Annotated in this window: 12 protein-coding genes and 2 pseudogenes; 1 reads left to right on the top strand and 13 read right to left on the bottom strand. The window is 46.3% G+C overall.

The features are described from left to right. Positions 1-38: 38 nt before the first annotated feature. Positions 39-1,363: pseudogene (locus DWV34_RS18105) on the bottom strand (alpha-amylase family glycosyl hydrolase); the annotation flags it as partial. Here DWV34_RS18105 and DWV34_RS09900 point away from each other — a divergent pair. After that, a pseudogene (locus DWV34_RS09900) lies at positions 1,354-1,578 on the top strand (UTRA domain-containing protein); the annotation flags it as partial. The pseudogenes DWV34_RS18105 and DWV34_RS09900 overlap by 10 nt on opposite strands. Positions 1,579-1,651: 73 nt before the next feature. On the opposite strand, the gene DWV34_RS09905 reads toward DWV34_RS09900, so the two are convergent. The 12 genes from DWV34_RS09905 to DWV34_RS09960 form a co-directional block, all read right to left on the bottom strand. Continuing rightward, positions 1,652-2,245, bottom strand: a complete 594-nt coding sequence (locus tag DWV34_RS09905; protein WP_009289153.1) for a hypothetical protein — start codon at positions 2,243-2,245, stop codon at positions 1,652-1,654. After that, positions 2,246-2,500 carry a hypothetical protein gene (locus DWV34_RS09910; RefSeq protein ID WP_009289154.1) on the bottom strand — a complete coding sequence of 85 codons (255 nt, stop codon included), beginning with the start codon at positions 2,498-2,500 and terminating at the stop codon, positions 2,246-2,248. Positions 2,501-2,662: 162 nt separating this feature from the next. Continuing rightward, the gene (locus tag DWV34_RS09915; protein ID WP_009289155.1) at positions 2,663-3,526 is read right to left on the bottom strand and encodes an AraC family transcriptional regulator; all 864 of its coding nucleotides are present in this window, start codon (positions 3,524-3,526) and stop codon (positions 2,663-2,665) included. 97 nt (positions 3,527-3,623) lie between these two features. After that, positions 3,624-4,424, bottom strand: a complete 801-nt coding sequence (locus tag DWV34_RS09920) for an ABC transporter ATP-binding protein (protein ID WP_022260913.1) — start codon at positions 4,422-4,424, stop codon at positions 3,624-3,626. A gap of 10 nt (positions 4,425-4,434) precedes the next feature. Further along, the gene (locus tag DWV34_RS09925) at positions 4,435-5,973 is read right to left on the bottom strand and encodes an ABC transporter permease/substrate-binding protein (protein ID WP_054335196.1); all 1,539 of its coding nucleotides are present in this window, start codon (positions 5,971-5,973) and stop codon (positions 4,435-4,437) included. A 3-nt stretch (positions 5,974-5,976) separates the two neighbouring features. Beyond that, positions 5,977-6,588: a 4Fe-4S binding protein gene (locus tag DWV34_RS09930; RefSeq protein ID WP_022260915.1), complete on the bottom strand. Its 612-nt coding sequence runs from the start codon at positions 6,586-6,588 to the stop codon at positions 5,977-5,979. Between the two features lie 170 nt (positions 6,589-6,758). After that, positions 6,759-7,025 (bottom strand): TIGR04076 family protein, encoded by a 267-nt coding sequence (locus tag DWV34_RS09935; protein WP_009289160.1) that lies wholly within the window; start codon positions 7,023-7,025, stop codon positions 6,759-6,761. Then, positions 7,006-7,842, bottom strand: coding sequence for a pyridoxamine kinase (locus tag DWV34_RS09940; RefSeq protein ID WP_054335195.1), 837 nt, complete (start codon positions 7,840-7,842; stop codon positions 7,006-7,008). Before DWV34_RS09940 ends, DWV34_RS09935 begins: the two co-directional genes overlap by 20 nt. A gap of 18 nt (positions 7,843-7,860) precedes the next feature. Then, complete coding sequence (locus DWV34_RS09945; protein ID WP_330417006.1) at positions 7,861-11,025, bottom strand: hybrid sensor histidine kinase/response regulator; 3,165 nt, start codon at positions 11,023-11,025, stop codon at positions 7,861-7,863. Positions 11,026-11,143: 118 nt separating this feature from the next. Next, positions 11,144-11,746 carry a pentapeptide repeat-containing protein gene (locus tag DWV34_RS09950; protein ID WP_009289163.1) on the bottom strand — a complete coding sequence of 201 codons (603 nt, stop codon included), beginning with the start codon at positions 11,744-11,746 and terminating at the stop codon, positions 11,144-11,146. Positions 11,747-11,762: 16 nt separating this feature from the next. Continuing rightward, complete coding sequence (locus DWV34_RS09955) at positions 11,763-12,494, bottom strand: class I SAM-dependent methyltransferase (protein ID WP_009289164.1); 732 nt, start codon at positions 12,492-12,494, stop codon at positions 11,763-11,765. Then, on the bottom strand, positions 12,481-13,635 hold the full coding sequence (locus tag DWV34_RS09960) for a glycerate kinase family protein (protein WP_009289165.1): 1,155 nt from the start codon (positions 13,633-13,635) through the stop codon (positions 12,481-12,483). The genes DWV34_RS09955 and DWV34_RS09960 overlap by 14 nt, the downstream gene beginning before the upstream one ends. Positions 13,636-13,698: the final 63 nt, after the last annotated feature.

Here is a 13,698-nt window from a genome sequence, read left to right on the forward strand (position 1 = left end):
TCAGATTCTAAGAGGATTATACCAGATTTCCATTTCTTTTAAAAACTTGTACTCTGTCTCTGTATTTTTTCTAAAGTTGTTGTCTCATAAGGCCGCAGAGTCAGCTGCCCGTTTCCTGCTTTTACGCCTTCATAATTTCCTAAAAGCTTCCGGTATCCTTCTGTATCCACCCTAAGAACATATTCCTGATCAGTCAGATTGTTTAAAACAATCAGTTCCTCATTGCCGTAAAACCGCCGGTACGCCAGGACTTCAGGCCGTTTTCTGAAGAGGAATTCGATTTTCCCGTCAGATATAACTTTTTTCTCTTTTCTCAGACTGATCAGTTTTTTATAAAATGACAGGACAGAATTTTGATCCTTCTCTTCTTCCTGTACATTGATCTTTCGGTAGTTTCCGGTATGGATATCCATGGCAGAGAGGATGAAAATCCTGCGTTGGTACTGCCGGACCACTGCATCGGCGTGCGGCTGTTATCCCTGGATCTGGCCCTCAGCACTTCCTGCGCCTCCTGCTCCGTCTTTCCCTGTTCTCTCATGATCCGGTAATAATTCAGGCTTTCCACATCCCGGTACTGTCCGATCTCCGTATAGCCTGGATTTGTCATACCGATCTCTTCTCCCTGGTAGACATAAGGGGTTCCTCTGAGCAGGTGGATACAGGCAGCCAGCATTTTGGCAGACTGGCTCCAGTAGTTTCTGTCATTCCCAAGTCTTGAAACGATCCGCGGCTGATCATGATTACACCAAAACACCGCATTCCATCCGCCGTGTTCCTGCATATTGAGCTGCCAGTCCTCCAAAAGCCTTTTCAGCTCAATCAAATCCGGTTCCATCAGTTCCCATTTTTCTCCGTTCTTATAATCGATCTTCAAGTGGTGGAAATTAAAGCACATGGAAAGTTCTCTCTTCGGGTTGTGAATACCGGATACAGTTTTCAATGGTTGTGGAAGACATTTCCCCCACAGTAACCATTTCCTGAATCTCTGTATCCCGTACCAGTTCCTTTAAAAACTCGTGGACACGGGGACCGTCCGTGTAAAATCTCCGGCCGTCTCCTTCTATGTCATCTTCAAAAACTTTTGGTTTTGAGATCAGATTAACAACATCAAATTAAGACCTCTGCTGCCCGCTTCCCGGATCAGTTCCTCCAAATCTTCCATGGACCCGAACAGCGGATCAATCGTATAATAATCCGAAATATCATAACCATTGTCATTCTGAGGCGAGGAGAAAAATGGTGTCAGCCAGAGATAATCCACTCCCAGCTCACTGAGATAATCAAGTTTTTGTGTCACTCCTTTTAAATCTCCAAATCCATCATCATTAGAATCGTTGAATGATTTCGAATAGAATCGAAAGAGACCTGGGCATGCAGATTGTCACAAGTAAAAGGAAGATGACGGTAGAGCACAGCACCCAGATTGACGAAAAATATATGGATCTTGGCGACTACAACTGCCTTACAGTCATCACCAGCCAGACATTCAATGCGGACGGCATCATGTTTGAGTATACCCAGTCAAGGCACCGTCCGGACTACTTCTGTTTTCAGGATACGGCAGTGAGGAGACGGTGACAAATACACTCACAACAAAAAGAACAGGGATTTCATTGAAAACATTCAAAATCCCTGTTCCTATAAACTTTGGCTAAACTAATTTAAAATCTACGTTCTCTTTTTTTGGAGCAAAATATCCTTTGATACAGTTTGGGTTTCGGACACAGATTTGAATATGTGTTTTTTCATAAAACCCAGAATTAGGATAAATTCTCTTTCCTTCAATAAACGCTCCTCTAACACTGTCATATTCTTCTGTATTCATTTCTTCTCCAAATCTATGAATACGCTCTATAACAGCGCAATCCAACTCTCTTATTAATAAATCTGTATTTTTTCCGATATTTTTATTAATAGGTAGCTGTACATGAAATTGCTTACATTCTTCAACCAAAATATCATATCCGACTTTTAAGACTTCTCTGGATGAAAAATCCATCAAATCCAAGCAAAATCCTAAGTCAAGTACAGTACCTATAACCTCTGCATCTTCTTTTTTATAATGATTTAATGCCCAGTCCATTGCCCGGTCATAGCTGTTCTCCCAAAAATAAACCCCATTTCCAAGCCAGTCGTATGTATTATTGCTGGGTTCTAATTCCTGATGATGATACAATACTTGTTCAAAGGTATCTTTTGTACATCCATGAAATCCCAGAACTAAATTTGGAGAATGATGATACATTTAACGCTTCTCCTGTTTTTTGCTGTATATATACCGACTAGTTAATTTTCCGTCAGCATCAGCGATTCCTGCTTTTATAAGATTATTCCCTGAAACCCTCCTTGCTTCTTCTTTAGACATTGCGCGTAGCCGCTTTAAGTATAGATTCATTTCATTTGCCTGCCTCTTATAAACCTTATCCATAGTTCCTGCAGTCATAATATCACCTTCTCTTTTGGGATTATTATTTTTATCTATATAATATTTGTTCTTCATAAAAATATCATATAGTATTTAATTTGTAGAATCCTGTCATTTAAAGTATAAATCGTTCGGCAAAAAAAGTCAATTACTCAAACATTGTTTTTTGCTTATTTTCTCCATTTTTTACTTAATCAACTATTTCTTAGGATTGATACCTATATTGGCAGCCTTTTTTTATTCCTGTATTTTCGCCCATAACTCAATATAGCAGTCATTCTGCATGGGCCTGAAATACTTCTGCATCAAAACAGGCTCCGGAATTATTCCTTTCTCGGGCAGCCAGACATCATACAAATATCTGCTGGCTTTATACAAAGCCTCTGAGACAAGGGTTTCAAAATCTTCCGCATCATAACTGCACACAATATATCTGCCTTTCGGCATAATTCTTTCCTCAGGGCCACGGTCATTTTCCCGTTTCTCCGTCCCCACAAAGTAATCAAAATATTCCGGGTCGCTGTCTGGTGTGAGGATGTCCGCGTATTCCCTGTCGGGATCGTCCGGCAGTTGTTTCCACAGTTCTGTGAGCATATTGATCTTCGGCTCTCCCAGTTCTTTTACGGACGCAGTCCTGCTCCTCCCAGTGTAAATGATATCCCGTTCCAGTTTCTTCTCTCTGATTTCCAGCACCATCTGGTCCACTGCAAGGGGAACCCCCTCCTCGATCAGAGTGTGGTTCAGCATAAGATCGGGCTTTACAAAAGCATCCAGAGTCAGATCACTTTTCCTGTACTCATCCGGCGTAATGCCGTATGTCTCCCGAAATGCCTTTGTCAGGCTGCTGTGGCCTGCAAACCCACACTCCAGGGCCACGTCGAGAATCGTGCAGCTCCGATCCCTGAGCTTTTCTGCGGATTTTGCAAGGCGTCTTAGTTTCAGATATTCATTTACATTTTTGCGGACCAGACGGTGAAACAGCCTCTGATAATAGTACTTAGACAAATGTGCCTTTGCTGCCAGAACATCTACCGAAATCTCATCTCCATAGTGTTCTTCAATATAATCCAGCGTTTTTTGTATTGCTTCCCAAGCGTACATATTCTTCCTCCTGATTCTTTGTGATATAAGACAAGTCTAAAGGATGTTCAAGTTGTATGCTTGCCGTAGAATGCTCTCTTTTTCAACTTTTTCCTCTCTAAAGGAGGTGTCCTGCCGCCCCGCTGTGCCCGCAGTCGGCCAGCTGTTCATCGGGAAGCGTACACACTCTGCGCTCCTTTTCCACCAGCCGGCTTACAAACTCTGTGGACGGGGCTTTTAAAAGATCTTCGGGTGCGGCATACTGTTCAATCTTTCCGCGGTCCATGACCAGCACTTTTGTTCCAAGCTTCAGCGCTTCCGAGATATCATGGGTCACAAACATGACCGTGATCCCGGTTTTCTCATAGATCTGCCTGAGTTCAGTCTGGAGCTGTCCTCTCGTGATCTCATCCACGGCTCCGAAAGGCTCGTCCATCAGCAGGATGTCCGGCGAGGCAGCCAGGGCTCTTGCAATTCCGACTCTCTGCTGCTGTCCGCCGGAAAGTTCTGAAGGATACCTTTCTCTCATATCTTCATCCAGGCCCACGATGCCCATCCACTTCTCCACCGCTTTTTTTGTGCGCTCCTTATCCTTTTTGTTGAGCAGGTCAGGAACATAGGAGATATTTTCTTCCACCGTCATATGCGGAAACAAAACGCTTCCCTGGATGACATAGCCGATATTTCTTCTCAGGCTGATCATATCCATCTCTGAGATATCCCTGCCTTCCACAAAAATACTGCCGCCATCGGGGATTACAAGGCCGTTTACCATTTTCAGAACCGTCGTCTTTCCGCAGCCGGAGGACCCTATCACCGTCACAAATTCACCCCGCTCAACCGTCAGGTCAAAACCTTCTATGACGGTTTTTTCGCCGTATACTTTTTTAATCTGTTTGAATTCAATCGCTTTGCTCATCCGGGCCTCCTTACTTTAACAGTCCTTTGCTTTTGAGAAAATCTTCTGCCGCTTCCTTAGGTTCTTTCTTCTTCGTCTCCACTTCATAGTTGATCTTTGCCATCAGCTCATCGGAGAGGATGCCGTTAAGCTTTTGAAATACCGCTTTCAGTTCCGGATGCTCATTCAGCACATCATCCCTGACTACATTTCCGCAGGAATAAGAAGGATAAAAGTTCTTGTTATCTTTCAGGACGACCACATCCGATACGCTCAGCTGTCCGTCCGTCGTAAAAATATTCATCACATCGATCTTCTTTTGTCCGATCGCTTTATATTTCAGGCCAATATCCATGTCCATCGTATTTTTAAACTTGAACCCGTAGGTCTTGCACAGAGCGTCGTAGCCATCTTCCCGCTCGAAGAAATCATACTCCGCTCCAAAAGTCAGCTGACCCGCCGCCCTCTTTAAATCTGAATAAGTCCTTAAGTTATATTTCTCCGCAGTCTCCCGGCGCACAGCCAATCCATAGGTATTGTTAAATCCGTACATTCCAAGCCACTGCATCCCGCATTTTTCTTCATATCCGGCTTTCAGCTGTCCGAACATATCCTCTGTATAAATGCCGCTCTTTTTCAGTACCATATTCCATCCGGTTCCCGTGTACTCCGGATAAATGTCGAACTCCCCTTTTTCCATGGCCGGCTGGATATTAGAGGTTCCTCCGCCCACACCCTGGGTCAGTTCTGTGTTCAGCCCCGTCTCCTGCTCAATAAGAATACTCAGCATCTCTCCCAGGACATACTGTTCCGTCATCGGTTTGGTTGCAATATGGACAGTATCCTTCTTCTTTTGCCCCCAAAAGGCCCCAGCCGTCAGTGCTGCCGCTATCACAAGAACCAGGATCAATAAAATCCTGTTTGCCTTCCGTGCTTTCCTGTCCCTTACCTTCATTCTTTGTTCCACAAAGCCGAGAATAAAATCCATGGCCAGCGCCAGAAGTGCGATCAGAAGGCTTCCCGCCAGAGTCATCGCCCCATTGTTGGTCGTTATACCGCGGTAGATCGCCACTCCCAGTCCTCCTGCCCCGATAAACGATGCGATACCTGTAAGAGCAATGGTCATTGTGACCATATTTCTGATTCCGGACATGATGACCGGCATGGCAAGCGGAAGTTTGATCTTAAATAAAATCTGCGCCCTTGTGCTGCCCATTCCCTTGGCAGCCTCAAGGATTCCTTCATCAATGTTGCTCATTCCCGTATGCGTATTTCGCACCATCGGGAGCAGCGCGTATACGGTCAGAGCGATCACCGCAGTGGCATTTCCGATTCCGGAAAATGGGATCAGAAATCCCAGCATGGAGATCGATGGAATCGTATAGAGAAAATTGATCAGTCCAAGAGCCGGTTTTGCATACCTTTGATACTCACTGATCAGGATTCCCACAACACCTCCAAATATAATCGCAATAAAAATAGCAATAAGAGAAATTTCAAGGTGCTCGAAAGCCAAGCCCATGAAAAATCCGCTCCGCTGTGTTAATACGTTCCACATTTGATGCAGCATAGACTATCCATCCTTCCTTTGAATTGCGCCCGCAGGACACTGTTCCTTACAAAGTCCGCAGTGCAGGCAGTGTTCCTGCTGTATTTTATAAGGCTTTCCCTCACTGATGCATTGCTGGGGACATACGTCCCTGCACGTCCCGCAGCCGATGCAGGCTTCTGTGATCAAAAAGCCTTTTTCTTCTTTTTTCATTGTGCCGATGGTGAAGCGTTCCCTGTAAATCGGAACTTTCCCCAGATCGAAAAACTCCAGCCAGCCGTCCTCGATGCAGAAAGCCTCCGAGATATAACGGCTTTCCCCCGGATACACATCGTTCATCATCGGGTTTTCCTCAAAGATCCGGTCAATCCACATTTTTTGATCCGAAAGCTTTTTCACCGGGCCGGAGAGCCGCACCATCTGAAATTCTTTATTCATTCCTGTAATGGCTGTATATTCATTTGCCATCAGCTGTCGGTAAAAGTCTTTCCCTCTTTCCGTACAAAAATACAGCTTTTCTCCCTCTGCGATCATGACATCGATGATGCGCACCTGGGGATGTCCTTCTTTATCGACCGTTGCGAAGGCCACATCTTTGATCTCTCTTAATAATTTAATACACTCTTCTGCTGTCATCCCTTTATCCTCCTTTGTGACTGCCCAGATTCTAACCACATGATAATTCCCCGATCTCCAAACGTAAAGTACGCACAAAAAAGTAGGATGGTTACCGCCAGGAAATCTGGTATCTTTCGGATACCATAAAATGCAGAAAGGAGCGGCTAACTCTGATTAACCGCTCCTCACTATTCTTCACTGATAATTTCAGCTTTAAAGACATTGATCGTATCCGCGTCAGGACAACAGAACACCGCCGTTCCTTCCGGCTGACCCGGAATGGTTCCCCCGTATCTTAAAATATCAACATACGGAAACGCCACATGCATAGCCATCGGACAAAGCCGGCCCCTCTCCGTATCAAAATCAAAACTGTCTCCGACCCTGTGTCCCCGGTGACAGCCGTGATCCCCTTTTCTTTCGACCAATGTAAGTTTAATCTTCGGACGACTCAAAATTAAGCACCTCCAAATTTTTCTCAATCGGTATTCCCTTAAATTTATCAGCTGTTTCATGGTTAATAGCAATCAGCTGTCTGACCGCAGACATAGCTCTCTGCGCCGCTTTTTCAAGCGCTGTTCCATTCAGCACCTGGCTTGCGAGAATGGCTGAAAATATATCTCCGGTTCCGGGAAAGCGAACCGGAATCTGTTCAAACGGAAGCTCAGACACCGTATCCGTCTGATGATCATAGATCAAAACAAAATCCCCGGCCTCCGTCTTTACACTCGTGATGACGATAGATTTCGCACCAAGCTTTCTGAGCTTTTTGAGAATCTCTCTGCCCTCTCCCTGGGTAATGACTTCCTTTCCCTGACACATACCCGCCAAAAAGCTTGCTTCCGTCAGGTTCGGCACAATCACATCGGCCAGGGAACACAGATCTCTCATATAGCCGACGGTTTTTTCTTCAATTCCATTATAAAGCTTTCCTTCATCTCCCATAATGGGATCGACAAAAATCCAGGTTCCTTTCTTTTTCTGCTCTCTCAGATAGCCTGAAATCAGTTTCACCTGCTCTTTGGAAGCGATAAATCCCGTGCAGACGGCGTCAAAAGAAAATCCCAGTTCCGCCCAGACTTTCATCGTCTTCCTCATATACTCAGTGGTCTCTAATATCTCGAACTTTCCATAGTCGAGAGTGTTTGAGACCAGTGCAGTGGGAAGGTTATATAAATTAAGTCCGGCGTGGGTCATGACCGGCAGCATGGCAGACAGGGCCACTTTGCCGTAACCGGCCAGATCATTGATCAACAGTATTTGGTCTTTCATGTAATTCCTCATCTTTCCCTACTCTATATTTTTTTCCAAAACACTTATGAGCCGCTTGTAGTCAATCGGTTTTGAGACATGATCATTCATGCCTGCTGCCAGTGCCTTAGCCATATCCTCCGCAAAGGCATTGGCTGTCAGAGCGATCACCGGAACCTTAAGAGCCTGGGGATGTGTGCTGCTCCGGATCTCTTTTGCTGCGGTGTATCCGTCCATGACGGGCATCTGCAGATCCATAAGGACTGCCTGATAATATCCGGGTTCAGAGGCCAGAAACATATCCAGAGCTTCCTTTCCATTTTCTGCGTTTTCAACCGCGAAGCCCGCTTCGGTTAGTATGGTTTCCGCAATCTCCATATTAAGTTCATTGTCTTCTACCAGCAGAAGCCGTTTGCCCCTGAGTCTGTCCGAGCACCTGGTATCAGACCCTGGCCCATCCTGAATTTCAAATCCCGCCATCCTGTGCTCCGCAACCTGATCCGAATCGGCGATCTTCAGATTCAGAGTGACGATAAAACGGCTTCCCTGACCCTTCCGGCTTTCTGCCTGGATATTTCCGTTCATCGCAGAAACGATTCCCTGGGCAATGGACATTCCAAGCCCTGTTCCCTGTACTCTGCGGACCTTGGAATCATCCGCCCTGGAAAACGGTACAAAAATATAATTAAGAAAATCCGGGTCCATTCCGATACCGTTATCCTCCACAGTAAAGACAAAGCTTGCCGCCCCAGGCGTACGGCCAGTAACCTCCTGGACTTCAACGATGATCCTGCCCCCGTTCTGGGTGTACTTTACAGCGTTCGTAATCAAATTGATCAGCACCTGCCTGATCCTCCCCGCGTCACCGATAAAATCAGTGTGGACTACATCCACAGTTCTGAATAAAAGCTCCTGGCCCTTCTGCAGTGCTTCCGGACGTGTGATTGAGTTAATATCCGTGATCAGTTCCCTCAGACAAAACGGTTCTTCTGTCAGTTCGATCTTTCCCTTTTCTATCTTCGACATATCCAGAATCTCATTGATCAGATCCAGCAGGTGGCTGCTCGACATGTCTATCTTTGTGAGACATTCCCTCACTTTTTCAGGATCATTGATCCTGGATGCGGCAATGGAGGTCATGCCCATGATCGCATTCATCGGAGTCCTTATATCATGGGACATCTGGGCCAGAAAACTGCTTTTTGCCTCATTGGCTTTCTTGGCGGCCTCGTACGCTGCCAGCAGCGCCTTTCTGTTTCTCTCTTCCTGCTCTTTCTCCTCCTCTACGCTGTGGGCAGCCAGGATGACTTTTACCGGAATTCCGTTCCGGCTCTCCGCCAATATGATATGGATGCGCATCCATCCGTAACACCCGTCATAGTCCCGTCTGAATTCCCTTGCATAAATCGTTTCCCCGGCACCAATCCTCTGCCGTATGGAATCAACAGAGAGCTCTGCTGCGAATTTATCCCTCTCATATTCATGGATCAGTTTCATGTACGCTGATTTGAGTTTTTCATAGCGGTCGCTGCCGTCCAAATACCCCTCCAGATCTTTTCTGATACTGAAAGACTGGAACGACTCATCTGCCAGATCCACATAAAACACAGAGTGATAGAAGGATGAGAGTCCCTTGATAATATTTCTCGACTCAAAGTAAAGCTTCTTCTGCTTTTCTTCCTCATATTCCTCCATCTTTTGTTCATTGATATTCATATTGGCAAAGACAACCTTCGTCACCTTTCCGTCTCTCATCTCAGCAATACTGAAACGGGAGCGCACCCAGCCCAGACGATCCGGATATATCCTGCGGAAATCTACATCATATACAGGATTCTCCTCAGACAGAGTCTGTCTCAGAAACTCAGGACTGCCGGCTCTCTGCATCTTCTCCCGATCTTCTAAAAAGACATGCTCCCGCACAAACTTCCCATAATAGCTTTCAAGGCTGCCTTTCGGAAACTCTCCCTTCCTGTAAATAGTATCCTCCTGCCAAATGGCTTCCTGCATATCCTCCTCCAGATCAAACAAATAGATCGAATAATAACACTCGCAGAGATTGGAGAGCACATTTTCCCGCAGCTGGGATTCTTTTTTATCATCAATGCAGCGAAGAGTCAATAAAATATGTTCTTCCAGGCTCTGCCTGATGCAGGCAGAATAAAAATTATAATAATGCAGATTCCCCTGTTCATCTGAGAGACGAAGAGTTCCCTCCAGATAATTCTTTTCCCGGTAACTCTGTCTGTCAAATATATGATCAAATATTTTCCGGTCCTCCGAAGGCATCTTCGGCTTCATCTTGCTGCGGAAGTCCGGAAACGGCCCATGTCGGTTTAATTCAGCCCATTCTCCTGATCCATGGATACAGCTGTACTCCGATTTCCCCAGATCCGCACTGATGACCAGCTGATAGATCTGCGACACCGCAACCTGAGCAGTTCTGGCACTGATCCTTTTTTCCATCTCCTGATCCTGCTCATCAAATGCCACGATCACCCATGGAAATTCCTCAGAATACCCTGTGGACGGCACAATCCTGATCTTTCTCCAGCCACCGGTCCTGCTCCGGTAGAATTCCTCAATCTGAGACGCTCCTTCCCTGATCCTTCCGGCAATATAACTGCTCTTTGATGACTCTGAAATCATCTTTTCATATGCAGGTGACGCTTCATTGGCAGCATAGCAGCTTAAAAATTCTTCATAATCAGAAAACATCTGCGTATAAACCCTGAAGGAATCTGTCGACTTGATCGTCTTATAGGTTCTGTTCTTCATGTTGCAGAGAAAAATCCCGGTATAGCTGTCGCTCAGAGTCTGTATGACTGCGTCATACTCCTGCTTGAGCATGACGGTATTGGTAATATTCTGGTGATACCCTCTTAAGCATACTCCTTCTTTGTAGCTCCAGTCCCGGACTCCTCCGCAGCGCACATAGATACGCCCCCACTTTGGATGTTCCCATGGATACTGCACTTCTGCCCGCTCATCTTTCATTATCTTTTCCACCGCAGACTCAACAATCGGACAATACTCATCCTCGATGCGTTCATACCATGCCTGATAGCATTGCTCCGGCGAAGGTTCCGATTCAAGCCCCAGCAGCTCCAGCATAGCGCTGTCGGCGTACATCCTCGGTTTTTGCCCGTCATCTAATTCGATCACCCACAGTCCTGTCTGTGCCTCCCGCAGAATCTCCTGCATTTTCTGCGTATCCCTGAAATGGTCAAGCATATCTTTTTCCTTTCCTGTTTTAGATCTATCCCATCTGTCATTAGTATAACACGGTTTATTCTCTGTGCCCATTTGCTTATAACAAAACTCAGATGATTTTCACTCCTAAGAACCGCACCAGATCCATAGCCTGCATCGGGCCGATCTTCAGCCCGCGCAGTTCCCGAAAAGTATCGGATATCATGATTCCCTCGATGTTGCTGTCCGATAAGTCGATTCCTTCCAGCTGTGTCTTAAAAAAATCGACCCGGGAAAGGTTTACTTTTTCAAACCGGACTTTTTTAAATTTGACTTCCGCAAAAAATGCTTCGCTGAAGTCAACTCCTTTGAGTCTGCATCCGTCCCAGAGTGTGCTTTCAAAGTTGGCATAGTGATAACATCCTTCTTCCACTATTGTTTTGCGGAATGTGCTCTGGCTGAAGTCCCCTCCGTCACCTTTGCATCCCGATATCTCCGTTTCTTTTAAATAGCAGGACTGAAATCTGCAGTTGGAGAAATCACAATTCACAAATTTTACATTGTAAAACATAGAACCACTGAAATCACATGATACAAACCTGCATTTTTTGAAGCAGACATGATTAAATTCCACCTTCACAGGCATTTCCAGACACAGGGTCTCTCCTTCATAGTTTTTTTGTATCAGCGGCTCTTCCTCGGCCGCCGCCTTTATCACATCGTCTTCCAGCATTCCAAGCCTCCTTTTGTCACTCCTTTTCTGCCGCCACGATCAACATCATAGGACGGCGCATTTCATCCCGCATACCCGGCAGATCCAGCATTTCCTCCGGCGGCTTGGGTTCTGTGATATGTCTCAGCACAAAGCCATGCCGCAGCAGTGTATTCAGATATGTCGTCAGCGTTCTGTGGTATTTTACTACCTGTTCTCCGAGAAAGACCGCATCCCTTTTTCCCTCAAAAAAATACCGGTCCACAGGGAAATGCAGAATCTCTCCATCTTCGTCATAATACCAGTCCTGACTTCCATATGAAGTAAATACGGGATGTTCTGCCGAAAACACAAACTTCCCGCCCGGCACAATCCATTGGCTGATCTTTTCTGCCAGCGCTTCAAAATCCTTCACGTAATGGAATGCAAGTGAGCTGATGACCACATCAAACGATTCCTTTGGAAAGTCCAGATCTTCCATGGCACATCTTCGGTACCGGATCTTTTCATGGCTGTTTTTTTCACCTGCTGTCTCCAACATTTTTTCTGAAATATCAATGCCTGTCACAGATTCAGCCCCATGTTCCGCCGCATAAATGCAGTGCCATCCGTAACCGCATCCCAGATCCAGAACTCTTTTTGAAGCAAAATCAGGCAGGACCTTCTGAAGCTCAGACCATTCCCCGGCACCTTTAAGCCCTCTTTTTGAACGGTCCATCTGACTGTATTTCAGAAAAAATTCCTCGTTGTCATATTTATTTTCTTTCATAATCCTCCCGGCACCTCCATAGCCGCATGACCTGCTCCGCCGCAGCCGCCATATTCTTCTGTGCATATTCGGGTTCCATGGCTTTTCCGATCGTCACTGTCTCTCTCAAAATCGGAAAGAAAGCGTCGATCCCGCGGCTGTTGCACTTCAGCGCATCTTCTGCAATGCATCCCGCAAATGCAATGACAGGCTTGTTATATTTTTTTGCCAGCTCTGCCACACCCACCGGTGCCTTTCCCATTGCGGTCTGGCCGTCCAGCCGTCCTTCCCCTGTGATGACCAAACCGGACTCCCGGATATATTCTTCCAGCCTGGTTTCTTCCAGCACAATTTGGATTCCGGATTTCAAGACCGCATTTGTAAATGTCAGAAAAGCGAATCCAAGCCCTCCGGCGGCGCCGGTTCCCGGCTGTTTCGGATCAGCGCCGCAAAACTTCTCCCCCGCAAGCTCAGCATAGCCTTCAAGCCATCGGTCCATATCTTTTATCATCAGAGGATCAGCCCCTTTCTGGGGTCCGTAGACCGCACTGCACCCACGATCCCCGCACAGAGGATTGGTCACGTCACATGCAATCTCAAACTTACATTCACTTAATTCCGGAAGCACGCTGGTGTCCGTGATTCTCTCAAGCTCAGCGAGTCCTCTGGCTCCAAAAGGAACCTGCTCTCCCTCGGCATCCAGGAATCCGTATCCCAAAGCCTGAAGCATCCCAATCCCGCCGTCATTGGTTGCGCTTCCGCCAATTCCAATGATGAATTTTCGGCAGCCTTTCTGCACGGCATCCCGAATGACTTCTCCAACGCCATAGGTTGTTGTGTACATCGGATTTCTGTCTTTTTCAGGAACCAGCGTGATTCCGGCTGCCCCGGACATTTCAATAACAGCTGTGCCGTTTTTTTCAATCATACCATAACTGCACTCCACGGGCTCCCCGACCGGTCCGGTAACGGTAATTCTCTCTTCTTTGCCGCCCATACCGCAGACCAGTGCTTCCACCGTTCCTTCACCTCCGTCTGCCAGCGGCCTTACCTGCACTTCTGCTTCAGGATATACACGCAGAATACCGTCTGATACAGCCTGTCCCGCCATCATAGAAGACAGACTTCCCTTAAATGAATCCATAGCAACTGTTATTTTCACCCGAACTACCTCCTGCTTTTTAAATCCGTAAAAGCACGCGCTTCCCTCATTCTGTGCCGACTC

Source organism: Anaerostipes sp. AF04-45, from assembly GCF_003461725.1.
In the GTDB taxonomy this organism is placed as follows: Bacteria; Bacillota; Clostridia; order Lachnospirales; family Lachnospiraceae; genus Anaerostipes; species Anaerostipes caccae.